The sequence below is a fragment of the Candidatus Avelusimicrobium alvi genome, from assembly GCF_958451995.1.
Taxonomy (GTDB): Bacteria; Elusimicrobiota; Elusimicrobia; order Elusimicrobiales; family Elusimicrobiaceae; genus Avelusimicrobium; species Avelusimicrobium alvi.
Window position 1 is genome coordinate 39009 of the sequence record NZ_CAUDSG010000004.1, and the last position, 25616, is coordinate 64624.

21 protein-coding genes are annotated in these 25616 nt (G+C 53.8%); all 21 read right to left on the bottom strand.

Going from position 1 to position 25616, the window contains the following annotated elements:
• Position 1 precedes the first annotated feature (1 nt).
• Positions 2 to 2323 (bottom strand): ATPase, T2SS/T4P/T4SS family, encoded by a 2322-nt coding sequence (locus tag ACQY36_RS01670; protein WP_428070956.1) that lies wholly within the window; start codon positions 2321 to 2323, stop codon positions 2 to 4.
• 5 nt (positions 2324 to 2328) lie between these two features.
• The gene (locus ACQY36_RS01675) at positions 2329 to 3075 is read right to left on the bottom strand and encodes a hypothetical protein (RefSeq protein WP_428055539.1); all 747 of its coding nucleotides are present in this window, start codon (positions 3073 to 3075) and stop codon (positions 2329 to 2331) included.
• Positions 3076 to 3089: 14 nt separating this feature from the next.
• Positions 3090 to 3842 carry a Flp pilus assembly protein CpaB gene (cpaB, locus tag ACQY36_RS01680; RefSeq protein ID WP_428055537.1) on the bottom strand — a complete coding sequence of 251 codons (753 nt, stop codon included), beginning with the start codon at positions 3840 to 3842 and terminating at the stop codon, positions 3090 to 3092.
• Between the two features lie 42 nt (positions 3843 to 3884).
• Positions 3885 to 4373, bottom strand: coding sequence for a TadE family protein (locus ACQY36_RS01685; protein WP_428055535.1), 489 nt, complete (start codon positions 4371 to 4373; stop codon positions 3885 to 3887).
• An 11-nt stretch (positions 4374 to 4384) separates the two neighbouring features.
• Positions 4385 to 4606, bottom strand: a complete 222-nt coding sequence (locus ACQY36_RS01690) for a hypothetical protein (protein ID WP_428037702.1) — start codon at positions 4604 to 4606, stop codon at positions 4385 to 4387.
• Between the two features lie 25 nt (positions 4607 to 4631).
• Positions 4632 to 4820, bottom strand: a complete 189-nt coding sequence (locus ACQY36_RS01695; RefSeq protein ID WP_428055533.1) for a hypothetical protein — start codon at positions 4818 to 4820, stop codon at positions 4632 to 4634.
• A gap of 3 nt (positions 4821 to 4823) precedes the next feature.
• Positions 4824 to 5798, bottom strand: coding sequence for a hypothetical protein (locus tag ACQY36_RS01700; protein WP_428077450.1), 975 nt, complete (start codon positions 5796 to 5798; stop codon positions 4824 to 4826).
• Positions 5799 to 5922: 124 nt separating this feature from the next.
• Positions 5923 to 9828: a hypothetical protein gene (locus tag ACQY36_RS01705; protein ID WP_428077451.1), complete on the bottom strand. Its 3906-nt coding sequence runs from the start codon at positions 9826 to 9828 to the stop codon at positions 5923 to 5925.
• A 991-nt stretch (positions 9829 to 10819) separates the two neighbouring features.
• Complete coding sequence (locus ACQY36_RS01710; RefSeq protein WP_428077452.1) at positions 10820 to 12319, bottom strand: GGDEF domain-containing protein; 1500 nt, start codon at positions 12317 to 12319, stop codon at positions 10820 to 10822.
• 3 nt (positions 12320 to 12322) lie between these two features.
• Positions 12323 to 13528, bottom strand: a complete 1206-nt coding sequence (locus ACQY36_RS01715; protein WP_428077453.1) for an extracellular solute-binding protein — start codon at positions 13526 to 13528, stop codon at positions 12323 to 12325.
• 12 nt (positions 13529 to 13540) lie between these two features.
• Positions 13541 to 14560, bottom strand: a complete 1020-nt coding sequence (gene tsaD, locus ACQY36_RS01720) for a tRNA (adenosine(37)-N6)-threonylcarbamoyltransferase complex transferase subunit TsaD (RefSeq protein WP_428070962.1) — start codon at positions 14558 to 14560, stop codon at positions 13541 to 13543.
• A 3-nt stretch (positions 14561 to 14563) separates the two neighbouring features.
• The gene (locus ACQY36_RS01725) at positions 14564 to 15931 is read right to left on the bottom strand and encodes a S41 family peptidase (protein ID WP_428070964.1); all 1368 of its coding nucleotides are present in this window, start codon (positions 15929 to 15931) and stop codon (positions 14564 to 14566) included.
• 18 nt (positions 15932 to 15949) lie between these two features.
• Positions 15950 to 17119: a murein hydrolase activator EnvC family protein gene (locus ACQY36_RS01730; RefSeq protein WP_428077454.1), complete on the bottom strand. Its 1170-nt coding sequence runs from the start codon at positions 17117 to 17119 to the stop codon at positions 15950 to 15952.
• Positions 17104 to 17892, bottom strand: coding sequence for a hypothetical protein (locus ACQY36_RS01735; protein ID WP_428077455.1), 789 nt, complete (start codon positions 17890 to 17892; stop codon positions 17104 to 17106). The genes ACQY36_RS01730 and ACQY36_RS01735 overlap by 16 nt, the downstream gene beginning before the upstream one ends.
• 11 nt (positions 17893 to 17903) lie before the next feature.
• The gene (locus ACQY36_RS01740) at positions 17904 to 19280 is read right to left on the bottom strand and encodes an alkaline phosphatase (RefSeq protein ID WP_428077456.1); all 1377 of its coding nucleotides are present in this window, start codon (positions 19278 to 19280) and stop codon (positions 17904 to 17906) included.
• 12 nt (positions 19281 to 19292) lie between these two features.
• Entirely contained in the window at positions 19293 to 20741 is a 1449-nt protein-coding gene (locus ACQY36_RS01745) for a glycogen synthase (protein WP_428070970.1), read from the bottom strand.
• A gap of 1 nt (position 20742) precedes the next feature.
• Complete coding sequence (scpB, locus tag ACQY36_RS01750; protein WP_428077457.1) at positions 20743 to 21852, bottom strand: SMC-Scp complex subunit ScpB; 1110 nt, start codon at positions 21850 to 21852, stop codon at positions 20743 to 20745.
• A 20-nt stretch (positions 21853 to 21872) separates the two neighbouring features.
• Positions 21873 to 22634: a segregation and condensation protein A gene (locus ACQY36_RS01755; protein ID WP_428055509.1), complete on the bottom strand. Its 762-nt coding sequence runs from the start codon at positions 22632 to 22634 to the stop codon at positions 21873 to 21875.
• Positions 22634 to 23689 carry a tryptophan--tRNA ligase gene (gene trpS, locus ACQY36_RS01760; RefSeq protein ID WP_428055507.1) on the bottom strand — a complete coding sequence of 352 codons (1056 nt, stop codon included), beginning with the start codon at positions 23687 to 23689 and terminating at the stop codon, positions 22634 to 22636. Before trpS ends, ACQY36_RS01755 begins: the two co-directional genes overlap by 1 nt.
• Positions 23690 to 23705: 16 nt before the next feature.
• Positions 23706 to 24341, bottom strand: a complete 636-nt coding sequence (locus ACQY36_RS01765) for a site-2 protease family protein (protein ID WP_428077458.1) — start codon at positions 24339 to 24341, stop codon at positions 23706 to 23708.
• A gap of 347 nt (positions 24342 to 24688) precedes the next feature.
• Positions 24689 to 25513 (bottom strand): hypothetical protein, encoded by an 825-nt coding sequence (locus ACQY36_RS01770; protein ID WP_428077459.1) that lies wholly within the window; start codon positions 25511 to 25513, stop codon positions 24689 to 24691.
• Positions 25514 to 25616 lie beyond the last annotated feature (103 nt).

Below are 25616 nucleotides of genomic sequence, written 5' to 3' on the forward strand. Positions count from 1 at the left end.
ATCAAGCCTTTGAAGGCGCGGCGGGCGGAGCGGGAGGAATGGTATTCCCCGCCGCCTGCTGCATACGCTGTACGGCTTTTAAATCGGGCTCGCCGTTGGCGTCAAGAGGAACGGCTCCCTTCAGGAAAACGTCTTTATCCACCGGCTGGCCTTTGGCCGCAAAATCGTCAAAGAACGTGGGAAGATGGCCCGTAGGGGCGAACATCCCCTGCACTTTGCCGTTTTCGTCCACGCCCGTCTGCACATAGCGGAACAGGTCGGTGGATTGGATTTCACCATCTTTCTGGCCGTGCATTTCGGTAATATAAGTTACCTTTCTGGAACCGTCCGAAAAACGGGACAGCTGCACAATCATGTTAACGGCCGAAGAAATCATTTCGCGGATGGCGAAAATCGGCAAATCGGCCCCCGTCTGCATGCACATGGCTTCCAAGCGGGACAGCCCGTCACGCGGCGTGTTGGCGTGAATGGTGGTCAGCGAACCTTCGTGACCGGTGTTCATGGCCTGCAACATATCCAGCGCTTCGCCGCCGCGGCACTCACCGACCACAATGCGGTCGGGACGCATACGCAAGCAGTTTTTTACGAGGTCCTGAATCGTTACGGCGCCTTTGCCTTCCACGTTTGGCGGACGGCTTTCCAAAGACACCCAGTGCGGCTGCTGCAAACGAAGTTCCGCGGTATCTTCCACCGTAATGATACGCTCGTTATTGGAAATATAGCCGGAAATGGCGTTTAAAAACGTGGTTTTACCAGTACCGGTACCGCCGCAGACAATAATGTTTTTGCGGATGCGCACGCATTTTTCAATAAACGCCATACACTCCGGGCTGATGGTGCCGAAACGGTAGTAATCTTCCGGCCCGAACGGCTTGGCCGAGAAGCGGCGGATGGTGAGCGTAGGCCCGGACACCGCCAGCGGCGCGATGATGGCGTTTACGCGGGAACCGTCTTTCAAACGGGCGTCCACGAGCGGGACGGATTCGTCAATACGGCGGCCCAGCGGCGCCACGATGCGTTTAATTACCTGCACCACTTGTTCGTTGTTGCGGAATTTGTATTTGGTTAAAGTCAATTTACCTTTTTGTTCAATAAAAATCTTGTCAAAGGCGTTGACCATGATTTCGGTAACGGCCGGGTCGCGCATTAAGACTTCCAGCGGACCCAAACCCAAAATTTCGTCCAGCAGTTCGGACGAGAAGCGCGTGCGCTGGTCGCGCGAGAACTGCAGGTTCGGCTGTTTCTGCAAAATATCGTCCACAATGGCGGCCACGCGTTTGCGCGTCTGTTCGCTGGCGGAGCTTTCGTCGCTCACCACAATGTGTTCAATTTCCAGCGTGTGCACCACTTCTTTGTGGATTTTCTGTTTTAAATCGTCCCAGAAAGACATTTTCGTTTTGGCGCTTTCGTCTTCCTGTCCGGGGGCGGCCACGTGGTCCGCCGTCGTGCCGGTTTTACCGTCGTCAAACAGCACCGGGCTCCAAATTTCTTTGGCGGCCTGGGTAAATTCTTCATCCGACACGGAGGCGACCCAGTCTTTGGGGGCCGATTTTAAATCGCGTATTTTCGCCAGCACCAGGCGCAGCCCTTTGACCCATTCGGACTGCGGGTTCGTGATGATTTCCACTTCTTTGCGGTTGGAGGTGGCCATCACGTCTTCGTCCCAGGGCAGGAACACGTCAATTTCGCGGCCCAGGGAAGAATAAAAGCGTTCCACTTCTTCGTAGGGAATGGAGCCGGGCGTATCATAGGCGTTGCAGATAACGCTGACGCGGTCCATCGGGTAGCGCTGTTCTTTATAATCGTTAAAAAGCTGTACGGTGGAATTTAAATGCGTGCGGGTGGCCTGGGAAACCCAGAACACCTTGTCGGCGATGTCAAACGAAAACGCCTGCATCGGGAAGCTGGAATCCACGTCCAGAAAGATGTCAAACGTCTGGGAAAGGCGGGACAAAATGGGAATCAAAATTTTCGGGCTGATGGAAGCCACCTGCGCGCGGGTATTGCCCAGCGGCAGCACGCCCACGCCCCACTGGGACATGGAAATTTTACCGCGCAGAAGCCCCCCCACCACGGCAATAGAGGTATTGCCCAGCGTTCTTAAAATATCCGATACGCTGACCGGCTTTTTAATATCCAGATAAAAGCTGTGCTCCTGGCGCGCCAAAGGGTCCAGCGGCACAATCAGCACCGGACGCTTTTGGATGCCCGCCCAGCCCAAGGCCAGGTTCAGCACCAAGGTCGTCTTTCCGGCGCCTTCTTTCGGGCCGGAAAACGCGATGATTTTAGCTTCGGATCTTTGGGGTTCGTTTTCTTCTGCCATAAAAATTATTCCACAATTTCAACCGTAATGAACAGGAACAAAGAGCGCTGTTCTTCCGTTACGTCTTTGTTTTTAAACAAAAGCCCGATAAGCGGAATGCGGCCCAGGAAGGGCACGCGGTCTTCGGACACGTTGCGCGCGCTGCTTTTCAGCCCGCCGATGACCAGCGTTTCGCCGCTGTTGATTTCCACGTGGGTTTCCACGTCGCGGTTGGTGAAAGAGGGCGCGGTGGCCGTACCGATAACGACGGTTCTGGAATAGTCCACCGTAGAGACGGACAGCTGCACCTGCAAATCAATGATGTTGTTGCGTTCGGGAATAATCGTGGGCAGCACGTTAAGCAGAATGCCGTACTCTTCCAGCTGCGAGCCCACGCCCTGGTTGTTTACAATCGGTATCGGGATTTTACCGCCGACCGTAATCTTCGCGCTGTTGCCCGAAGAAGTTACGATTTTGGGGTTGGAAAGCACCTGCGCGCGGCCTTCCGTCTCCATCAAGCGAAGACGCGTGGTAACGGCCGTTTTGCGTTCAAATTCGCCCAGGGACAAAATGCCGGGAATGGTCGCTTCTTCAAAATCAAAGAGCTGGTTCCACGAGAAGCCCTTTACGCTCTGCATGGTACCGCTGATTTCCACCACGTCGGCGCTGACGGCCACCAGCCGCGTCTTTTTGGCAAAGGCGCAGGACGGCAGCAGCACGCTTAAAAGTAATACCGCGAGTGATACGTTAGCTATAAACTTTTTATTCGTCATATTTGTCCTGTTCGTTATTGAAATAATTTCTCAAAGGTCGCGATTTCCATCAAGTAGTTGGTTACGTCGCCGTGCGAGCGCAGAATGACGGAAACGTCGCCTTCCGACTGCGCAAGCGCCAAATACTGCGCGTCACGCGGGGAAAGCGCCAAAGACAGGGCCGAACTGTCCGAATACGCCGCGGCGTCTTCTTCTTTGCTCTTCATCGCGTTGGCGGCCTTGGCGTCCAGTCCCTGCCCCAGGTCCGACCCGACGCCCAGCACTTTTACGTTCTGCAGGAGCGTTACGGTTACTTTCTGGCGGGTGCCGCTTTTCATGACGGCTTCAAAGGTAAGAAGCACGTCAATGTTGTCATCGGGCTTAATCATGCTGGCGGTGGCAATCGGCACGTTGATGATAAAACCTCTCATTTGCACCGGGATTTTGCTGGACAGGCCGGCCTCGGGAGACAGCGAGGTGATGGCATACTTGGAAATCTGGTTGCCTTTGGGAATCTGGATGCGCGCCACGGCGTTTTCAATCGCCTTAAAATCGGCGTCCGTCGTGTAGGTGAAAGCATCCTTCTGCAAATACGCGGCCGGCACCGGCACGGGTTTGATAAAGTCGCGCTTGATTACTTCGCGCTCTTTAATATCGCGCACGGGCACGAACACCTGTTTGATGTTCTTGGACGCGTTGAGCTTTTTCTCCGCGCTGCTGACAATCATCGCGTATACGATGGCCGCCAAAATGGCCACCACCAACGGAAGAAAGATTCCTTTTTTCATTTAGTCTCCTTAAAAACAGCTTTTAAATTTAACAAGTCAAATCTATTTGCTATCCGAACTCAGATAGGCTTTTTCAACCGGCATCCGGGTAACGGCCTTAATCCGGCGGATACCCTCCCGGCGGGGCTCGCTGGCCAGCACAAAGCTGGTGCCCGGAAAAATGAGCCGCACGGGATAGTTTACCGTTACGACAACGTCCTCGTGACGGTGTCTTTTATACATCGGGTCGGTGCCGGTGGTTTCCACTTTTACGCTTACGCCGATGCCGCCCGCTTTGGAGCCAAACACCTTCTGCTTGGCCTGGTTAATCTTCTGCGTGATAATCGTTCTGTCCGGCCGGCCGCTGGGCTTTTTAACGGCCACCAGCGAACCGATGCGGGCAAACTCATAGGAAGCGTGGTTGGCGATAATCGTGTGGTAGGCGATGTTGCCGTATTCAAGGACGAAAAAAATCATCAACATGAACACCGGCAAAATCAGCATCAGCTCCGCGGTAACCTGCCCGCCACACTTCCTACGAAATTTGTTCATACGGCCTCAAATTACATTTCGTTCATGCTGCCGGTGATTTTGCCTTTAACCTGTTCAAACAAATCAGGCATAAATTTCTTAATCAGCACGCCGGCCAAACCGGCCACGCCCACGACCACTACGAGCATCAGCACGTATTCAATCGTGTTCTGGCCTTCTTTTTTCTTCAGACACCCCAAAGCCTGCGCTTTCAAGGCGTCCATTTTGTTCTGCAAAGCAACGATAAACTTCATATAAGTCCTCCTGATTTTTTTAAAACTATCTTCCTGCGTCGTATTCCGACAAAATTACTTTCGCTCCCTGGTCAAACTGCTGCGGCACCAAATGGGAATAGAGTACGTAAAAAGAAATAATCGCCGTAAAGAGCCCCGCCGCCGTTACGATATATTCCACCGCGGTCTGGCCTTTTTTATTAAGTAATTTTTTCTTTCCGTCTCCGTTTATCATACATTAAAATTGAATCGCCAGCGCAATCTGCTGCGACGTGCCCAGCGCGCCGAACGGCGTTACCGCGTAGTCAATAGACGCGCCGTAACCGAACAGTTCCGAGCTGTAAATGCCGAAGCCGAAGGAAACTTTAGACGTTTCCGCCAGGCCCAAATCGCCCACCCACGAATCTTTCTCGTTCGTGCCGGTGTTTTCGCGGGTATAGTAACCTACGCGCAAATCAAAGCGGGCCACCTGCAACAGGTCTTCGGGGATATGGATTTCCAACCCCACGCCGTAGCGGGCTTTGTCGTCGCGGTATTTCATATATTCGCCGGAAAGCGTAAAGTAGCGGGTGTTCAAGTCCGCACCCAGGCGCAGGCCGCGCGGCATTTCTTCTTTGTCGCCGATATTGACCAGCGCGCCGCCCAGCCCCAGCCAGTTGACCAGGCGCAGTTTTGCGCCTACGTCAAAACCGACGTTGTCGTAATGATCCGTATCCAGCTTTTCGCTGATATACTTGGCCGTACCGCCGATTTGCAGTTTCTGGTCAAAGAAACCGCGCGCCACGGACAGACTGCCCACAAAGTTCTGCACGGGTACGCCCACTTCCGGCTGCTGTTCGCCGTATTCGCCGCGGAAATCAAACCCGTCCATATCCATATAGTTTACCGTTACGCCGATAATCGTTTTGCCGATAGGCTGCAAATACGCCAGCGTGCGGGCTTTGTAACCCTGCAAATAATCCAAATACGAGAACTGAAGCTCGCGCGTGGTGGCCGAAGCCGCCCCGGCGGGGTTCCAGAAAAGCGCTTCCGGGCCGTCGGCGATGGACACATAGGCATTGCCTAAGGCCTGGGCTCTGGGGGAGCCGGCGTTAATCTTTAAGAACGCGCTCGCGCTGGTACCGGCGTTTGAATCAATAGACGCCGCAGACGCATTCGCGCTGACAAGACCAACCGTTAAACAAGCAATTAAAACTTTTAATCTTATATTCATAAATCAATTTTATTTGCCGGGCACGCCGGACATTTTTCCTTGGGTTCAGGCCCTGCGGGGCCCGTACAAATTACGGCTTTTACTTGCAACCCCCCGGGGGGCTTTTTAGGCCCCCCGCAGGGTTTTACGGCACCAAAATCTTGACTACTTTCTGGCAGTGTTCGCGGCCGTTCTGGGCTTTAAAGTCCACCAGGCCGAAGTACACGCCGCGGGCCACTTTCTTGCCGTGCTGGTTCGTGCGGTCCCACTTGCAGCGCAGGGCCGCGTTGCGGATATTGGGGAAAGCGGCGAGGCCTTCCTCATCCAGCTTGGTGGAGCCTTCCGGCGTATTATCCGGGTTAAAGCTCAGGCTGCCGCCCATCGTAACCTGGTAGTTGTTGGCGTCCACGCAGGTATAGTTGCTGTCGCGCACCAGGTCGCCCGCCAGGTTGAAGTATTTGATGGACACGGTGCCCGGCACCGGCATCTTGGTAATTTCCAGCGTACCTTTGGAGGCGTTTCTGAGCGGGTTCGGATAGAAGAACACCGTTTTCTCCCAGTCCTCGCAGACGAAGCGTCCGTCGCCGATGGCCACCGTCGCCTTATGCAGGTTCTGGTATTCGTAGGTGTCGGCCACTTTGTCAATGCTCCAGTCGGTCGGCGTGGAGCTGGCGTCATCGCCGCCCAGGATTTCGCCGGTTACGCTGTCAATATCGGACGAATTGAGCGCCGTTACGAAGCGGAACGGATAGGTTCCGTCCGGCACTTCCTGCTGCGCATAGTCGCGGCCGTCCCACAGTTCTTCAATCAGCGTGGTGGCGGGGCGGATGCCCACAATGGCTTTTACAAGCACTTCGTGGATGTCTTTCACTTCCGTACCCGTGGTCGGGTTGCGCAGGGTGCCTTTCTGGTAATCGTAAATCGTCGTACCCGGCTTGAAGATTTGGATGGCCACTTTCATCGGAACGGAAATCTGATAACCAATTTTCATATCCGTGCCGCGCTGGCTGAGCGCATAGCCGTCCGCTTCCAAGAGGTCAAACACTTTTAACAGGTCAGCGTTTAAGGGAATGCTCTTGACCGTTTCCTGGTACAGGCCCGGATCGGGGTAGTTTTTGGCAGTCAAACGCACCTCATACCCGCCGGGTTTGACGTAAATACCGTTATTGTCCGTACCGTCCCAATAGATTTTGCGCGTAACGTTCGGGTCAAAATTGCTGGTGTTGGCAATCGTCATGGTGGACAGGTATTTGCATACCGCGCCCGCCAAAGCGTTGCGGCCGGTCAGGTTGCCGGTGGTATCGTAGCACATATTGGGCTTCAGGGCTACAATGGCTACTTCCACGGTGGAAGCGCGAGACACCGCAAAGTTGATTTCGTACGGCGGGATAAACACCGGGCCGGTCGACGCATTAAACAGCTGCGGAGCGTTCGGGAACACCACGGTGGAACCGTCCAGGAAGTACACCGGGCCGCGGGTTACGTTAATCTTGCTGACGGGTTTTTCCGTCGCGTACAGGTAATCCTGCTGGAGCACTTCGTCCGCCGTTTTAAACGGAGCGCCGGCCAAATAGGTACCCGTGCCGCCGCCCGCAATCGTTTCGCCGCCGTTGGCATAGTAGCGGTTGAACGCTTCATCGGAGCGGGCGGATATGAAGAACGGATACTGTCCGTCCGGCACCATTTCGTACGGGCACTGGTTCAAATTGGTCGCGCCGGTGCATTTGGCAATTTCAGCCGCCGTGTGGCGTTCGGAAGACGGGGTCGGGTTGTAGAAGTACAGCGCGTCCCATTCTTCGGTAATCTGCATACCGTCGCCCACTTTGGTGGAGGAGCGGTCAAAGGTTTTTACCGGCTGCAAGCGTACATCCACCACGCCGGAAGCGGCTTGGGCCGCCGTAGTGGGATAGTTCGTGAAAGTCGTATCGTTCACATAGATACACGCATGGTCCGAGGTTACTTTGGCCGGGTCCACATAGTTGCCGATAAAGATATCTGCGTCAGTCGTTTTATCGCAGATACGGGGCGGCCAGGTGGTAGTCGTGTTGGTCTGCACGTTGACGCTTTCGCGTGTGAGCGTAACGTAATATTGTTCCTCTCCGGGCACGGCAGAACCGGCTACATAATTTTGGTTTTCGGTAACCGTTACGGTATCGCGGGTATAGGGGTTGGCCGTACCCGTCAGCGTGGTAACGCTGCCCAGCGACACATTGGTAAGCGTAGCCAGCGGCGTGGCGCTGCCCGCTTCATACACGGGCACCGAGGCCAGGTTGTTGGTATAGCCCGTAGCGTATTGGGAAGACAGAACCGTATAGTCATTATAATCGCCGGCAGTAGAATTATACGCGGGGATGACCACATCCTTATTATATATGTTCACCTGTACGTTCATCGCTTTGGACAGGTAATAGGAAATGGTGGCCTTGGCCTCGCTGTCTCCGTATACGTCGGTGGTGGAAACGTCCACCACGCGGTACATATCCACGGGGAACACGGCGGAAGCCTTGTTCGTTACCGCGGGGAACATAGCGTCTTTGGTTTGCACCGTAAACATATAGGTGCCGGGCGTTACCATACGGCCCTGGTCATCGCGGCCGTCCCACGACAGCGTGTTAAGCTGCTGGGCAACCTGCGTGATGCCTTCTTCGGGCGTTAAATGTTTCACCGGTACGCCGGCGGAGTTTTCCACCCGCGCGATGACGGTCGCGTCGCGCACGATGGAGTATTTAAAGATGAACGGATCCAAACCGTACGCCGTCGGGCTGGAACCCACGGTGGCGTAGCTGACGGGCTGGATGGTGATGTCCACCATGCCGCGTTCAACAGCAATCTGGCCGGTGGAATAGTTCAGCGTCTTGACGCCCGTAAAGCACTGGTTGTTGATTTCAAGTCCCGAGCCGGAGCAAGTACCGTTAGACGTAAACGCAGGCGTGCCGTTACCGCCCACCGCATTTACATATTTGCCGTTATACGGGATTTCCGCCCACAGCACATACACATAATTGCCGTCCGGCATTGGCGCACCATAGGCAAAAGTTTCGGTACAGGTCGCCGTATCACACTTGGTGCCGTCGGATTTAGTCTCGTTCTGGGCGTAGGTGCGCGTGCAGCCGGCCGCCACACCGCACAAACCATCCCATTTGGAGGTAAAGTTCATACGGGCCGTGCGATCTTCTTCGGAGCGGTACACCAGCGTGCCGCCAACCGGAGTCGGGCCAGTACCCGTCGGTTTAGAAGAATCAGTCAGCATCGCGCCGGAAGAATCAGCTTTGTTAAAGCTGGTTCCGGGCGTGTAAATTTCCCAATACACTTTGGACGCTTCGGTCGGTACATAGTTAATAGAAGCGTAAGCCGTGGACTTTTTGTTCAGGCCGGTGGCTACAATATCCGTCAGTTTTAAGGGATCCAAAGACACCTGGCGCGTAACGGCGCGGGAGAAATCCACCCCCGGCCATTCGTCTTGCGCCTTGGCCTGAATGGCCGCAATATAGTTGCCCGCAGGAAGCAGGAGGCCGTTGTCGTTGCGGCCGTCCCACGAGTCAAATTCCACAATTTGGGTATCTTTGTCCGTCCCTTTCATACCTTCGCCGACGCGGGGCTGCCAATCCACCAGCGTGCGCACAATCTGCGTCGCCCCCGTAATCGGATCGCCGTCATTAGAGGCACCATATTCTATATTGTCTCCGTTGGAAGCGTCTAAAATAGCAATGCGAACATCCGAATCTTTGCTCAGACGATACGCAAAGGTATACGGTTGGGCGGACACGGCCGTAATGTTACCCACCACGGTAGGCGTACTGCGTACGGTATGTACGTTGGTTACGTCCACCTGTATCGGAATTTGGTTTTCACCCGGGTAAGCAATAGTGGAGTTAAATTCAATTTTGTCGGTAATGATGTTGTCGCCCGGAAAGTCCGTTGCCACGGTGGCGCGGAAAGCAAAATTGCCGTTAGACTTGCCGAACTCGCCCGCAATTTCGTACGAGCCGTCCCACGCGGCACAGAAAGGAATTTCCTGATTAGACCGCGTACCATCATTATTAAAAATCACCCAAGGACAAGTTTTGTTCGGGCATGCATCCTCAAGATCTACCCCTACACCACAATTGGAAGATGCCGTTGTGGTGCTCGTTCCAAATTTATAGCATGTACCATTAACCAGTTCATATTCTGGAGCCGGGCAAACATAGCCGGAATCGGCCGCACCAGGACAATGATAAGACCCGCATTTGGCATTGCCACTTTCCGTATCCGGATATAAAGCAATGGTACGAATAGCAGGGGTTTCTTCCGCATTATAAATATTTTTACCGTTATAGTATTTAACAATGTCAAAATTGATGTTCTGTAACGGGAATGCAATAGAATAAGTACTTTGCGACATAGGTTTGTTGGTGCAAACCACATTCATACACAAAGCCAAACAATGGTTTGGATAGTTGTTAGCCTGAGTCGTTGCGGGATAGGGTTGATCGTATTCAATTAAAGCGGAAGTTACCCACGGATCGTTTACATTATCCATATTACCTGATGGCGGTGTAAGCCCATCCACAAAACTACGGTTGGCGTCTCCAGTTTTTGAGACCGTAATGCTGTAACCACCTCCAGAGGCATTGCTCCAATCGCAATACTGGTTTTTCAAAGTAGTACCGCCATTATTATAAAATACCCCGGCGTAACGAACGTCTGCCCGCTGGGCGAACAGCGGCGCGGACGCCGCGACGAACAACGCGGTTAAAACGGCGCAAAGCACCGTTCTACCCAGGAAAACCCGAAGTAAACTTTTGATTTTATTCATTGTGTAAGTATCCATTTGGGGGACCAATTTCCCTTCTCAAAATTTAAGTTTTTACAAATCTTTTGCGCTCCGAATAAATGCACGCAAGAAGGCGACTGGTTATAAATATAAACAGACGCCGACATAATACTCTTAAATTTTTGCAACTTTTGCGCTAGTTGTCAACTGTTTTTTGGAAATTTTTCCGTCTTACCGCGCGGTAATCCCGCGGCATGCAAAAATGCAAACGCAAAATCGCGTCCGGTTACGCGGCGGCTTGTTCGGCCACTTCGCGGTATACGGCAAAGCTGCCGCGCCCGTTTTGCTTGACTACGTAGAGGGCTTTGTCGGCCTTTTCCACCAGGGCTTCGGGCGTCTGCCCGTCAAAAGGAAAGGAGGAAATGCCCTGGCTTACGCTCAGGTGTACGGCTTTGCCTTCGGTGTAGCGGTCCGGCAGGGTAATGGCGCCGATACGGTCTTTTAACCGCTTGGCGATGATTTTCGCTTCTTCGCCGTTGGTGCGCGGGAGCATAATCACCATTTCGTCCCCGCCGAAGCGGCAGGGCACGTCGGTCTGGCGCAGGCTGGTGCGAATCACGCGGCTTACTTCTTTTAACGCCCAGTCGCCGATTTGGTGGCCGTAGCCGTCGTTGATTTGTTTGAACCAATCTATATCCATAATAATAAGGGACATCGTCAAATCAAAACGTTTGGAGCGGTAGATTTCTTCGGCAAATTTTTCGTTAAAGTAACGGCGGACGGGCAGTTTGGTCAGCTCGTCGTAGTTGGAAAGCTCCTGCACGCGTTCAAACAGGCGCGCGTTGTCAATGGCCAGGGCCATCTGCGAGGCAAACTGCTGAAGCGAAATAAAATCCATATACCCGATGCGGCGGCGGGAGAGGATATTGTCAAACGCCAAAAAACCCACTTTGGTGCGCTGTACTTTAAGCGGAATATAAATTACGCTGCGGGTGGAGCGGTAGGTGGCGGAAGAATCAAACACTTCGCGCAGCAGGTTTTCCTCCCCTTCCGCAAGCGTCTTTCCGTCCTGCTGGGTTACCTTGCCGGAGATGTCCGCCCCCAGCACGGATTTGATTTTGCTCCCTTCCGAATCGGTCAGATACAGGCGCACGCGGTCAAAGCGGAAGTATTTCTGCACGCCTTTTAAAATGAGTTCCAGGCCGTCGTTCAACCGTAAAGACGAAGCGAAAATGGTGGATAAATCGTTCAGCGCCGTGGATACGTTAAGACGCTGGTTTTTGGCCTGGTCAATTTCCGTATTGCGCAGGTTGTGGGAAATTTCCAGCCCCAGCGCTTTAATCAGTTCCTTTTCCTCGCTCGTAAACACGCGGTTTTTGCGGAAGCGTTCCAGGCGCAGCACGCCCACTTTCTCCTGCATATAATTGTGCACTTCCCCCGCTTTTAGTTCCACGCTCGGGCGTTCCCAGCGCACCAGCATATAAATGGCGGGATAGCTTAAATCGGTCGTTTCCGTAATGCCGGTTTGCAGCAGCTGCTTTAAAAACACCGGTTCGTTTAAGACGGAAATGTCTTCCTGCATATCCATACAGTATTCTTTTTTGCACATCATCCGCAAAGACAGCAGCGCGCGCTCCTGCTGCCAGTCAAAAAAATACACGCGGTCCAGCTTAAACAAATCCCGCAAAGCCGGCAGGGCGCATTCCAGCAGTTCGCGCTTATTTTGGAACGATTGGTTCAGCTGTTTGTGGAATTTATAAAGCGTATAGGATTTTTTGTCAAACATAAGCTAGCCCTCGTAAATGGACAGCAGGTATTCAATTTCTTTGGCGGCGAGGTCCAGCTCCCGGTCCAAAGAGGCCTGCGTAAACCGTTCTTCCACGATTTGCGTGGCGCAGACCGCCAGGATGCGTTTTAAAATTTCCATAATCGTACCCGTAACGGTAATATTGGGCAGGGTGCGCGCGGAAGCCAGGATGTTGCTGTACGTCTGCAAACGCTGGGTGGAGGAGAAAATAAATTGTTCAAACGCGTCTTCAAACGCCGGAAAGGCGTCTATCATCGCCGCGTAGCGCAGCTGGTTGTCCGGCCGGGCGCAGAACTTGATGAATTTTAACGCGTTCTTTTTATCTTTGGAAAGTTTATTAATAAACAGGTTCATCCCCGACAGGTAGGAATAGTACGTGTTCCCCGTGGTCGGCACCGGCAGGGTGCGCACGCGGATGCCCCGGCGCGCGTTAAAGGTGCTTACGCCCTGCTTGCGGGAAATCATCATACTGGCTTTGCCGGAGACCACCGTCCCCAGCGAGCCGCGCTCGCGCAGGATGGGCATATAGTTTTTGAGCGCGAGGTTGACGTAGTCGCGTATGCCTTCTTTAAACGCCTGCGTACCCACGAGCGTGGTGCCCAAATCGGCCGACAGCAAATCCCCCCCTCTGCCCCAAATGCACGGAAGGGCGTTGCGCACGGAAAGCGAGCCGCGCCAGTCGCTGTTTTGCATGGGGTAATAGCCGGGTGTGTCTTTGAATTTTTCGCGCAGCGCCTCGCAGACGGTTAACAGCCCGTCCCAGGTGGCCAAATCGTGTTCCGGCTTGGAAGTAACCAGTTTTAAATGGTCGGCCCGGTAGTGGAGCGCGCTTAAATCAAACCACCAGGGGTAGGAGTAAATGTCTTTGGTGCCGGGCTGGTAGCAGTGGGCTTTTAGCGGCACGAGACAGCTGGAAAGCGAAAGGCCCGGATCCAGCTCCGAAAGGTTTTCCGCCACGCCTTCGCGCACCAAGAGCGCGGTCCAGTAATGCGGAACCTGAATCAAATCCGGAATTTCTTCTTCGTGAGTCGGATGTTTAATGGTAAACATCCGCCGCCAAAGCACGTTGCGCGTAAACACGCGCACGGTAACGTCCACAGACGGGTTTTCCTTCTTAAAGAGCGAGACGAATGAGGAATAATCCTCTTTGGTTTTATCGCCCGAATCGGGCATAGCCCACAAAATCATTGAAACTCCTTGTTAATCCCAGCTGCGCACTTTCATATTGGGATTAATGTCTATATTTTTCTTAATCGGCTTGCCGGTTTTTTCGGCGTGCTCCAATTTTTTATAAGCGGCCAGCGCAATCATGGCGGCATTGTCCGAGGACAGTTTACGCTCCACAAAATGCACCTCTATGCCGGCCCCGGCGGCTTTGCTCTGCATCCGTTCGCGCAGCAGCGTATTGGCAGCCACGCCGCCCCCCACGGCAATATGGCGCACCTTATACTTTTTGGCGGCCAGGAGCGTTTTGGTCACCAGGGTTTCCACCATGGCTTCTTCAAAACTGGCGCACACGTCGGGAATGCTGAAATCTTTATGGTCGCGCAAATAATAGCTGACCGCGGTCTTAATGCCGCTGAACGAAAATTCCCACGTGCCGGGCATCAGCGGACGCGGAAAATGAATTGCGTCCCGCCGGCCCGAAAGCGCCTGCCTGGAAACCTGCGGCCCGCCCGGGTAAGCCAGCCCCAGCAGTTTGGCCACCTTGTCAAACGCTTCGCCGGCGGCGTCGTCGCGCGTCTTGCCGAGGACTTTATACTCCCCGTAGCCTTTGACGTACCACAGCTCGGTATGCCCCCCCGAAACGACCAAAGCCACCAGGGGGAACTCCAGCCGGTTCTTTACCGCGGAGCCTTCAAAATCGCAGGCAAAGATGTGCCCCTCCAGGTGGTTTACTCCTAGTATAGGCACTTTTTTAAAATTTGCAAGGGTCTCCGCCGCCACGCGCCCCACCATCAGCCCGCCGGGCAGGCCGGGGCCGCTGGCAAAAGCAATACAGTCCACGGGGTGATTTCCCAGCGCTTCGTTTACCACGGTGGCGATTTTGGCCGCGTGCGCGCGGCTGGCCAGTTCGGGCACGACGCCGTGGTATTTTTTATGTTCGTCAATTTGGGAATAAATCACGTTCGTAACGATTTCCCGGCCGCCTTTTAACAGGGCGGCGGAGGTTTCGTCGCACGTAGATTCAATGCCCAAAATGGTAAAATCTTTCTTCATAAATTAGTTTTCCGCCTCTGTTTGGGCGGCGGCTTTGTTGTTTTTGCCGTCTTTGGCGGCTTTGCGCGCCGCGGCTTCTTTTTGGGATTGGGCCTTGGCGTCTTCCAGCGTAATTTTGCCGGTCAGGATTTCCACGGCTTTATCCAGCACCGGGTCTTTCTCTTTAAATTCCACGACGGGGGCTTTTTGGCCCGGCGTATGCACGATGTTGTTGTACTGCATAAATACTTTGGCTTCCTCGTCGGCGGGAACGATTATTTCCACATCCGGCAGGATGCCGCCCTCGTCGGCTTTGGATTTGTCGCGGTAGTCGCGCTGAATCAGGCGGCCCGAAGGCGTGTAGTATTTGGCAATCGTCAGGCGCAGGCCCGCGCCGCCGGAAAGCGGCAGCACCTGCTGCACGCTGGCTTTGCCGAAAGTGCGCTGGCCGACCACAAACGCGCGCTTGTTGTCCTGCAACGCGCCGGAGACGATTTCGCTCGCGCTCGCCGAACCCTGGTTCACCAGCACGGCCATCGGCACGTCCGGGTATTCGGGCTTGGCGGAAGTTTTAAATTCCTGATAATACTCCGGCTTTCTGCCCTGGGTGTAGACAATCATTTCATCCGGCCCCAAAAACAGTTTGGAAATGTCCACCGCCCCGGTTAACAGGCCGCCGGGGTTAAAACGCAAATCCAGCACCAGGGACTGCATCCCCTGTTTGCGCAGGTCCGCCAGCGCCTTTTTGACTTCTTCGGTGCTGTGGCCGGAAAAATCCACCATATAAAGGTAGCCCACCTTATTCGGCAGCATCCGGTGGTACACCACTTCGGGCACAATCCGTTCGCGTTTAAAATGGAAGTCCGGCAGGTTTTTATAAGCGTCCTTTTCGCCTTTGCGGCTGATGGTGATTTTGACTTTGCTGCCCACCGGCCCGCGCATAAGCTCCACCGCGTCATCCAGGCGCATACCGGCCAGGTCTTTATCGTCCACAAACAGAATGCGGTCGCCCGGCATCACGCCCGCCTTAAACGCCGGCGTGCCCGGCATGGGCGTCATGACGGTTACAAAGCCGTCCACCATCTGCAAGCGCATCCCCAGGCCGCCGAAGTCGCCCCGGGTGTCGTTTTTTAAATCTTTATAATCTTTCGGATCCAGGTATTGGGAAAAATCGTCCAGTTCGTTTACCACGCCTTTGATGGCGCCGGAAATCAGTTTGTCGGTGTCGGTCGTTTCCACATAGTTTTCTTTTACAAACTCCAGCACGTCCACAAACGTGCGCAGCTGTTTAAGGCTGTTGTCCGCCGCCGCGTAAGCGTACGGAAACAGCGTCCCCACAAAAAACAACACCGCCGCTAAAACGGCGTAACGGCTCAATTTTTTTGATTTCATAGTATCCCTCTTAAATCGTTATTTCAGCCACTCCAGCGGGTCCACCGCCGTGGTGCCCTGGCGGATTTCAAAATACACCGCACTCTGGCCCGTGCCGGAGGAGGACTGCGTATCCCGCCCCGCCGTGCCCAGCACGCCCTGCTGGGGCAGTTTATCGCCCACGCTGACGCTAATTTCTTTTATAAATCCGTAAATCGTAAAGAAGCCTTTGTTGTGGTCCACAATCACCACGTTGCCGTACGAGCGGAACGGCCCGGCGTAAATCACGCTGCCGGCTTCGGCGCTGCGCACCGGCTCGCCGGATTTGGCGGCGATTTTAATGCCGTCGCGGAAAATCCAGGTATTGAGATCCGCGCGGTACTCTTTGCCGAATTTGCTGATGACTTTCCCCTCCACCGGCCACGGCAGCGATTTGCGCGCCGCGTCAATCTTGGGGCCGGTGCCCGTCTTTTTCGCCGGCGTTTTGGAAGCGGCCGCTTTTTTCGCGTCCGCCGCTTTGCGCTTGCGCTCAAACGAAGCCAGCAAATTGTTCAGCTCCGCCGCCGATTTGTTCAGTTCGTTAATTTCCCTGCGCACGGCGTCGGCTTTGCGTTTGGTAACGTCCAAATCTTTTTGTTTTTTGTTAAAAGACTGCGAAATAATCGCCTGTTCTTCCTTGATTTTAGAGCTTTGCTCCAACAGCCGGCGGTTGCGTTCTTCAAAGGAATGAATGCGCTCTTTGGCCTCTTGGTTTTCTTTTTTAAGTTCGGCGGCAAACGCGGCCTTGTGCGTAACCATCCGGTTGACGAAAATATCCTGCTCCAGGCTGTATCCGCCCGGGCAATACGCGCAGGAAGGCGTAAAGTAATAACGCTCCAGTTCTTCTTCCACCACGCCCTGCCACATAGGCATACTGCGCTCCAGCGCGGCGCGTTTTTCCTCAATGGACAGCAGGTTCTGCTCCACGTAGGTAATGTCGGACTCCACCTTGTTTTTCAGCCGCTGCGCGCGGACCTTCTGGTCCTCCAGCGCGGAAATTTCTTTGGAAATTTTCTTTTCCTGCTCGCGGTACTTTTTCAGTTCTTTTTCTTTTTGCGCGGCTTCGTTTTTCAGCTTTTCAATTTCACGTTTGCGGTCGGCGGCTTCGTCGCAAAAAAGCGGCGAAGCGCAAACCATCAAAGCCAGAAAAACGGTTAAAATTTTTGCCATTTGGATAAGGTCCACCCGAAAAGTCCGCAAAACGCCAGCATCAACAGCTGCCGCCCCGGCGTGGTAAACTGCGCCGCGGCCTCGGCCAAAAAGCCCGTGGGATACACCAGCACCGCAAAAAATACGCACGACGCCAGCCCCGCCAATACGCCCGACACCGCGCCCCCCGCATAATGCGCGCGCCCCCGGCCGCCCGGATACGCTTCCACCAAAAACATAAACGCCAGGAATAACAAAAGCGCAAAAATCACCGCCAGATTAAGCAGTTTGGAACACAGCCCGGTGTAGAACAGCAGGGCGGCGTGCTGGGCGTTGTAATGCGGCGTAAGGGCCGGATATTCCGTAGCCAGATTGTCCACAAACGGGCGGATGTTATTGATGGCTTTATAGTTTAATTTTAAATCAAAATACGCGGGCATTTTGTTTTTGCCCATCAGCAAAAGCGCTTCGGTCAGCTGCGGGTTTTGGCGTTTGACGGCTTCCAGCGCGTCCTGCGGAGAGAATAAACGCACGGCCGTAATATCCGCCTTTTGGTTTAAGGATTCGCCCATTTGCTCCAGCGCGGCGTTGTCCGCCCGGCCGCTGACGGTTAAAATCAGTTTAAAACTGCCGTCCAGCTCCTTATAATAATCCTTCAGGCGCATATCCACAAACACCAGGCTCTGCAGCAGCACCGCCACTGCAAACACCAACAGAAACAGCCTTCTGTGCAGGCGGAAAACGTGCCTGGGCGCCTGGGCCGGCTGCTTTTTCTCTTCCAAGAAATCGTCCATAAACCTCTCCGTTAGTCGGCGTTCCAGCCCAGCGCGCTTTTCATGCGCGGCAAAATGTCGGTATTGTGGTAAACGCCGGAAAATTCATCGGCTTCTTCGCCGTATGCCACGCTTAAAACAGGCAGCGACGAGTGCGACGGCGTAGCCCACACCAGCCCGCGGGACTCGTTTAACTGTTTAAACAAGCCGCTTACGTCGGACGGATTTTCAAAACGGCTGATGTCCACCGCAAAGCCCATCGCTTCCGTCAGGCGTTCCTGCAGGTATTCGGGCGTCAGTTTTTCCGCCGGCATTTTCTGCAGTTCTTTTTCTAAATTGTACAAGCTGCGTTTCTGTTTGGCAAACTGCCGGAACGTTTCAAACGAAGCATAGTCCACGTCTCCGCCGTAGAGCACTTCGCCCTGCGCGGTTTTTTCCATGGCTTTTTGCTTGCCCAAATGGCGGTAGGTAAACGCGCCGAGGCCGGTGTCGTGGTCGGCGTTGAGGTAGATTAACGTGTCGCCGTTGGCGTCCGCGTAAGACTTTAAATAACCCAATAAATTATCCAGCGTTTTCATTTCGTGGAACCACGCGCCCGCGTCGTTGGCGTGGCCGGCCCAGTCAATCTTGCCGGCTTCCACCACCAGCACAAAACCGTTTTCGTTTTTGCTTAACAGTTCCACGGCTTTTTGGGTCTGCTCCGTTAATGTAGGTATCTGCGGGTACATATCCAGCTCCAAAGACATCGGAATAGCCTGGTCGGCAAACAAGCCCAGCACTTTGCCGGATTTGATTTTGGATAAATCCTTTTTATTTAACGCCACGCGGTAGCCTTTTTTCTTGGCGTCGCGCAGTAATTTTTTATTTTCGCCGGTATTGAAATACTGCAAGCCGCCGCCTAAAATCACTTCCGGCCCGAAGTCAATCAGCTGGCGCGCGATTTCCATTTTCTGGTTGCGGTTCTGCGCGTGCGCGGTAAATCCGGCGGGGGTCGCGTCCGTTACGTAGGTATCGGTAATTACGCCCACGGCTTTGCCCTGTTTGCGCGCGGCTTCCAGCAGGGTTTCGGCCGCCTGGCTGTTGTAATCCATCCCGATAAATTCCGGGCGGGAAAATTTGCCCGTAGCCATTTGCGTGGCCGACGCGGCAGAATCGGTAACGACGGTGTCGTACGTATTGTTAAAGAACAGCCCCCAGGTGCCGCCGTTCATCAGGCGTTCCAGGTGGGAGACTTTTTCCGGGTATTCCTCCAGATTGGCGTAGCGCACGCCCTGCATAAAGAAGCCCATAGCCTCCGGGCCCATGCCGTCCCCAATGACCCAGATGACGTTCTTCACGTCCCCGGCCGACAAGGTGCCGGCTAAAAATACGCTTGCAAACAGGGTAAAAACCGCGCGGCGGATATTCATATGTCTGTTCTCCTAAACGATAGTGTTTCTGTACAGTTCCAAATACGCCTGGGCCGATTTGTCCCACGACAAATCCTGCCGCATGGCGTTTTTGACCAGGCGCGTCCACACCTGGCGGTCGTTAAATACGCAAAGCGCTTTTTCAATCGTGGCGTAAATGCCATTTTCGTTAAACGTGTCAATGAAAAAGCCCGTGGCGGTTTCTTCATTTCCTTCGCGGTAGCCCCGTACCGTATCCACGAGGCCGCCCACCTTGGAAACAATCGGCAGCGAGCCGTATTTCATGGCAATTAGCTGCGACAGCCCGCACGGCTCAAACCGGGACGGCATTAAAAACATATCCGAACCCGCGTAAATGCGGTGCGCCAAATCTTCGTCCAGCCGGCCGTTATAGCTGACGCAGGCGGGATTATTGCGCGCCAGGCTTTGGTAGGCTTTTTCCAGCATCGGGTCGCCCATGCCCAGCACCACAAACTGCACGCGTCCTTTTAAGCGTTCAATCAAATTGACGACGATATCCAGCCCTTTCTGGTAATCCAGGCGCGACACAATGCCGATAAGCGGCTTGTCCGGCTCCTGCGACAGTTTGCACTGCTGCTGGAGCGCCAGCTTGGCCGCCAGCTTGCCTTTTACCGATTCGCTCACGTCGTAGCCGATGGGCAGCACCGGGTCAATTTCCGGGTCCCACACTTCGGTGTCAATCCCGTTGACGATGCCGCAGAAGTTCTTGCTGCGGTAACGCAGCAGGCCTTCCAGGCCAAAACCCATGGCGGGGTCGGTCTGCACCTCGCGGGCGTAGTTGGGGCTGACGGTGTTGATGTTGTCGGCAAACACGATGCCGCTTTTTAAAAAGCTGATGCCGCCGTAGTATTCAAATTTGTCCGGCGTGTAATCCACCGGGTGGAAACCCGCTTTTTTAAAGGAAGAATACGGATAATGCCCCTGATAGGCAATGTTGTGAATGGTGTAGAGACTGCGGGTGCGAGTGTAGAACGCGTCTAATTTATAGACGGTTTTTAAATACGCCGGGATAAGCCCCGTCTGCCAGTCGTGGCAGTGGATAATGTCCGGGCGGAAACCGATAAATTTGCAGCCTTCCAGCACGGCGCGGTTAAACAGAATAAAGCGTTCGTCATTATCCGGGTATTCGCCGTTTTTTGTGCGGTAAAGTTCGGGACGGTCAAAGTATTTGCGGCTGCCCACAAAAAACACCAGCACATTGCCCCAGTTGATGTAAGAAAGCGAAACCTGTTCAATCCGGTCTCCGACGGGAATTAAATACACGCCGGGCACCACTTTTAAAGACGACACGCGCACAATGTTGCGGTAATGCGGCAGAAACAGCAGCACCTTATTGCCTTTGCGCGTGGCGAACTGCTGGCACAGCGCGCCCACCACGTCGGCGAGTCCGCCGGTTTTGCAAAAGGGAAACGCCTCGCTGGCGGCCAAAACGATATTCATATTATTTTTCCTCCTGGGGTACGGCTTCTTGCTGCGGTCCGGCGGCGGATTCTTCCCGTTCGGTCTGCAGGGAAGCGAGCTCGTTGTCGGGCACGGTTACTTCTGCCTGCATACGCGCGACGGGGTCTTCGTCTTCGTTCAGCGCCGGGGCGTTTTCTCCCGCTTCTGCGGGGGCGGCCTCTTCGGCGGATTTGACGGCCTGCGCCAGGTTTTCGGGCGCGGCGGAGCCGTCAGAAAAAAAGTCTCCGCGGTTATAGCTGGTGCGGGAGAAGAACGGATCCGCCGAGGAATCCAGCACTTCCAGTTTTTCTTCCCCTTCCAATTCTTCCACCGGGATAATGGCCGGCTCCGCCAAAGGCGGAAGCGGCTCTCCAAACGGCAAATCTTCCTGTTTTTCGTGCAGGGCTTTGGACGCAAACACCTGCAAGTCCGGCAAGTCGGAAATTTTGTTAAGGCCGAACATACGCAAAAATTCGTCCGTCGTGCCGTATACCATCGGGCGGCCCACCGTGTCCTTCTTACCGACGACACGCACCAAGGCGCGCTCCAACAGTCTTTCCAGCGGGCCCGCCACGTCCACGCCGCGGATGGCTTCCATCTCCGCGCGGGTGATGGGCTGTTTGTACGCCACGATGGCCAGCGTTTCCAGCGCGGCGTTAGAGAGTTTGGCGGTCATTTTTTCGTTATACAGGCGGCGCACCCAGCGGCCGTATTCGGGCTTAGTGGACATTTGAAACCCGCCTCCCAGCTCCACCACCTGCACCGCGCTGTTGCGGCGGATATAGTCGGACTGGATTTCCAAAATCATCTCCCGCACGCGGCGCGCGTCCACCCCGTCAATTACGTCGGCGATGCGGCTTGGTTTAAGCGGCCGGTCGGTAATAAACAAAAGCGTTTCTACAATCTGTTTAAATTCGCTGGTGGGCACCAGTTCAAAAGGTTCTTCCTCTTTCGCGGCGGAGGGCTGGGCGGCCTCTTCGCCGGCAGGCGTCTGCGCCGGAGGCGCCTGCAGGGCGGCAGGTTCCCCGGCGGCCAAAGCGGCCTGCGCTTCGGGCGCGGATTGTTCCGGGGCGGCGGTTTGTTCTTCTTGGAGTTGTTCTTCGGTCTGCATATCAAAATCCTCCGGGGCGGCTAATTGGCGTCGCCGTGCATCAGGGTTTTAAAATCTTTATCTTTGTTTTCCGGGTTTAAATAAATCCGGATTTGGCCCAGCTTTTCGTCCTGGCGCGCGATAAGCTTTTTAATTTTCATCAGCTCTAACAGCGCCATAAAGCACGTAATAACGCCGCGCTTTTTGGTCTCGCCCACAAAAATATCGTCCAGCAGCACCCATTCGCGGCGTTTAAACATTTCCACCACTTTTTCCATTTTCATTTCAATGGGGAACTCTTCCACCTTTAACAGTTCAATGCGTTTGCGTTCGTCCAGCCGTTCAAACGCGCGCTTGACGGCGGAGAGCAAATCAAACATCTGCAGGTTGATGACTTTTTCCCCGTCGTCAAAAATAGGCGCGGAGCGGTAAAAACTGTCTTTGTTTTCCTCAAACTTTTGTTCCAGGAATTTGCTGGCTTCTTTGTACTTTTGGTATTCCACCAGCTTGGCGATAAGCTCTTTAACCGGGTTGGGGCCTTCGTCCTCGCTGGTCGGCGCCTGGGAGGGCAGCAGCGTTTTGGCTTTAATCTGCATCAGCGTGCTGGCCATGACCAAAAACTCGCCCGCCACCTCCAGGTTGAGCTCCTTCATTACATTTAAATAATCCAGGTACTGCTTGGTGATTTCCGCGATATTAATGTCGCAAATGTCCAGGTTGTCTTTTTTAATCAGGTGCAGCAGCAGGTCCATCGGGCCTTCAAACACGTTGATGTGGACATTTATCGGCGCGGGCGTAATCATTATTTAACCAGCCTCATCGTTTTCTTAACGGCCGCAAGCGTTTTGGCGGCGTTGGCCGCGGCGCGTTCCCGCCCTTCGGCCACAATTTTGTCCAGCTGCGCTTTGTCGTTTTCAAACGTTTTGCGCCGCTCGGAAAACGCTTTGAGTTCCGGTTCCATCAGCGCAAACAATTCTTTTTTGCACGCCACGCACCCAATGGCGCCGGCCTTGCATTCTTCGCAGCGTTTGGCGGCGTTCGGGTTATAAATTTGGTGGAAAGCAAACACCACGCAGCCTTCGGGGTTGGCGGGGTCGTTGGCTTTTTTCTTGTTGGGGTCGGTAAACATCGCCATCACTTTTTTGCGCACGGAGTCAATGTCTTCACCCAGCGTAATGGTGTTGTGGTAGGATTTGGACATTTTGCGCCCGTCAATGCCCGGCACGCGCGCCACGTTCGTGTACAGCGGTTCCGGCTCCGTAAACACCTGTTCGCCGTAGACTTCGGCAAAGCGGCGCGCCAAATCGCGCGCGATTTCCAGGTGCGCGGTCTGGTCCTTTCCTACGGGTACGTAAGCGGCCTGCTGGATAAGGATATCCGTCGCCATCAGCACCGGGTAACCCAGAAAGCCGAACGAAGAAATATCTTCGTCCCCGGCGATGGAGCTGAGTTTTTCGCCCAGCGATTTTTCGTCCAGCTGGCCGGCGTATTTTTGTTTTAAAAGTTCCTGAATCTGCTCTTTATACGTCGGGTTTCTAAGCAGCCAGCCCAGCGGCGTAATCATACCGAGCAGCGTGTTGAGTTCGCTTACCTGCGGCACGTCGGACTGGATAAAAATGGTGCATTTTTGGGGGTCAAGCCCGGCGGTCAGCCAGTCAATCAGCATCGCCTCGCTGTTAGCGGCCAGGTTTTCGGTATGGTCGTAAGCGGTGGTGAGGGAATGCAAATCCGCCACGAAAAAATAGCAGTTGTACTTGTCCTGCAGCGCCACCCAGTTTTTAAGCGCTCCGTGGAAATTGCCCAGGTGCAGTTTGCCCGTAGGGCGCATACCGGACAGCACAATTTTATCACTTTTCATAAATACCTCTTGTAGCTTACATTAAAAATTTGGAAAACAGCCCCACAATCAACATCGTCGGCGGCAGGAGGATGTATTTTACGCCCCCCGTCAAAATAAGCGCCAGCACCACGTACATGCCGTAGCGGCCGAAAAACGAATCATACGCATACGCCGCGCGCACCGGCAGCAGCGCGGTAAGGACGCGCCCGCCGTCCAGCGGCGGAATCGGGATTAAATTAAACACGGCCAAAAACACGTTGATAAACATTCCGTACTGTAAAAACCGGAACGCCTGTTCCAGCGTATGCACGGAGAAATGGGACTGCGCAAGAATTAAAATTTTCATCACCAGCACGCATATCACGGCCAGCGTTAAATTGACGGCGGGCCCGGCAAAAGCCACCTTGCCCATATCGCGCCGGGGCGACGGAAAACGCATCGGATTAATCGGCACCGGTTTGGCCCAGCCGAAAAGCGGCATACCCGTCAGCCAGCAAAGCGCGGGGACGGCCAGCGTGCCAATCAGGTCAACGTGTTTGACGGGATTTAACGTCAGGCGGCCGCTTAGGTAGGCGGTGTCGTCTCCCATGCGGTAGGCCGCCAGTCCGTGGGCGAACTCGTGCAGTACAATGGAAAAAAATAAAATCGGTATAAATACAATTACATCCATATATACCATTCTACTAATTTATCCCGGTTCCTGCACGCGCGCGGCCCCCAAAAACACGCCTTTTTGAAGCGTTGAAAAAACCTCTTGAATTTGTAGTTTAAATTAGTTATACTAAAATAATCTTAATTAATGATACCCATTAATTAGGGTTACAACTAAAGCAAACCAAAAACGGAGCGGGCAGAAAGAAAGGCAATTCCCTTTCTTTTTGCTTGAGGAACCGAACGGCCGGCTGTTAAACCAGCCGGCCGCTGTTTTTATAAAGCACGCCGCGCACGAAGGCACCCAATACATAAAACCCCGGCACAAATGCCGGGGCCTTGCAATTAAATTATATCAGAACCCCTTTAGGCTTCCTGACACTCGTAATAATACGTTACGATTTCGCAGTCATCGCAGCTATACTGCGGGTCCAGCCAGGCGCGTGTTTCTTCGCATTTGGCGCCCGGAGTAGAACACTGGTTGGTGGCGGCGTTTGTAAAGCACTCGCCGCTGTCAAAAGCTTCGGAACAGCCTTTGTCACATCCATTGCAACCATCCTGCTGTTGATTGTCGCACCCATAGCCGCGTCCATAAGTACGGTCTGAGCTTACCTGTACCCATTTATATTTTTTTACCGATTCCTGCGGATTGCCGCATACCAGATACACTTCTTCCGCTTTCTTGAGTTTTACTTTCTGCCAAGATACCTGCGGCGCGCCAGAGGCACCCGTCGCCGCGCACGACGGGAACTTCGCCGCACTGTCCGAAGACATATGACTGCGAAATAATGTAAGCGAACTTACGTTCATATCCGTAGCTTCCAAACTGTAGCCGTTGTTTAACGTGCCGATACGCAGGTTTGCAGAGAAGTCTATATTTGCCTCTCCAGAACCGCTCCCCAAAGTTACGTTCGTGCTTTTTACGGCAGAAGCCGTGTTTAAATCCAGCTTCCCCCGGTTCAAATTAACTGTTGTGGCCTGTAACGGACGCGTTCCCAATGCGCCGGACTCTGAACAGCCCAGGTTCATTTCACAGGCGGATGTTAAGCCTATGTCTAATTGTTTACTGGCGTTAATCTTGCTGTATGCCACATACGGCACCGGAAAGTATGTTACCATTTTGATTTTATTTTCAGAGAATGCCAATAATGGCACACATAACAAAGATAAGGCAATAAGAATACGTTTCATAGAAACTCCTTCCATCCTGATGGGAATGGCCTAAATATCCCCGGAGAAAAGAGTTTAAGCGAGGTATGCGAGGGGATACGACCCAATAGGTCTTCCCCCAATT

Coding starts and splice junctions, on each gene's coding strand:
- cpaB (WP_428055537.1), bottom strand. CDS start 3,842: ATGAAAAAAGGAATCTTTCTTCCGTTGGTGGTGGCCATTTTGGCGGCC.
- ACQY36_RS01765 (WP_428077458.1), bottom strand. CDS start 24,341: ATGGATGTAATTGTATTTATACCGATTTTATTTTTTTCCATTGTACTG.
- ACQY36_RS01755 (WP_428055509.1), bottom strand. CDS start 22,634: ATGATTACGCCCGCGCCGATAAATGTCCACATCAACGTGTTTGAAGGC.
- ACQY36_RS01740 (WP_428077456.1), bottom strand. CDS start 19,280: ATGAATATCCGCCGCGCGGTTTTTACCCTGTTTGCAAGCGTATTTTTA.
- ACQY36_RS01730 (WP_428077454.1), bottom strand. CDS start 17,119: ATGGCAAAAATTTTAACCGTTTTTCTGGCTTTGATGGTTTGCGCTTCG.
- ACQY36_RS01735 (WP_428077455.1), bottom strand. CDS start 17,892: ATGGACGATTTCTTGGAAGAGAAAAAGCAGCCGGCCCAGGCGCCCAGG.
- ACQY36_RS01700 (WP_428077450.1), bottom strand. CDS start 5,798: ATGAATATAAGATTAAAAGTTTTAATTGCTTGTTTAACGGTTGGTCTT.
- ACQY36_RS01685 (WP_428055535.1), bottom strand. CDS start 4,373: ATGAACAAATTTCGTAGGAAGTGTGGCGGGCAGGTTACCGCGGAGCTG.
- ACQY36_RS01690 (WP_428037702.1), bottom strand. CDS start 4,606: ATGAAGTTTATCGTTGCTTTGCAGAACAAAATGGACGCCTTGAAAGCG.
- ACQY36_RS01715 (WP_428077453.1), bottom strand. CDS start 13,528: ATGATTTTGTGGGCTATGCCCGATTCGGGCGATAAAACCAAAGAGGAT.
- ACQY36_RS01745 (WP_428070970.1), bottom strand. CDS start 20,741: ATGAATATCGTTTTGGCCGCCAGCGAGGCGTTTCCCTTTTGCAAAACC.
- ACQY36_RS01675 (WP_428055539.1), bottom strand. CDS start 3,075: ATGACGAATAAAAAGTTTATAGCTAACGTATCACTCGCGGTATTACTT.
- ACQY36_RS01770 (WP_428077459.1), bottom strand. CDS start 25,513: ATGAAACGTATTCTTATTGCCTTATCTTTGTTATGTGTGCCATTATTG.
- ACQY36_RS01670 (WP_428070956.1), bottom strand. CDS start 2,323: ATGGCAGAAGAAAACGAACCCCAAAGATCCGAAGCTAAAATCATCGCG.
- trpS (WP_428055507.1), bottom strand. CDS start 23,689: ATGAAAAGTGATAAAATTGTGCTGTCCGGTATGCGCCCTACGGGCAAA.
- ACQY36_RS01710 (WP_428077452.1), bottom strand. CDS start 12,319: ATGTTTGACAAAAAATCCTATACGCTTTATAAATTCCACAAACAGCTG.
- scpB (WP_428077457.1), bottom strand. CDS start 21,852: ATGCAGACCGAAGAACAACTCCAAGAAGAACAAACCGCCGCCCCGGAA.
- ACQY36_RS01695 (WP_428055533.1), bottom strand. CDS start 4,820: ATGATAAACGGAGACGGAAAGAAAAAATTACTTAATAAAAAAGGCCAG.
- tsaD (WP_428070962.1), bottom strand. CDS start 14,560: ATGAAGAAAGATTTTACCATTTTGGGCATTGAATCTACGTGCGACGAA.
- ACQY36_RS01725 (WP_428070964.1), bottom strand. CDS start 15,931: ATGAAATCAAAAAAATTGAGCCGTTACGCCGTTTTAGCGGCGGTGTTG.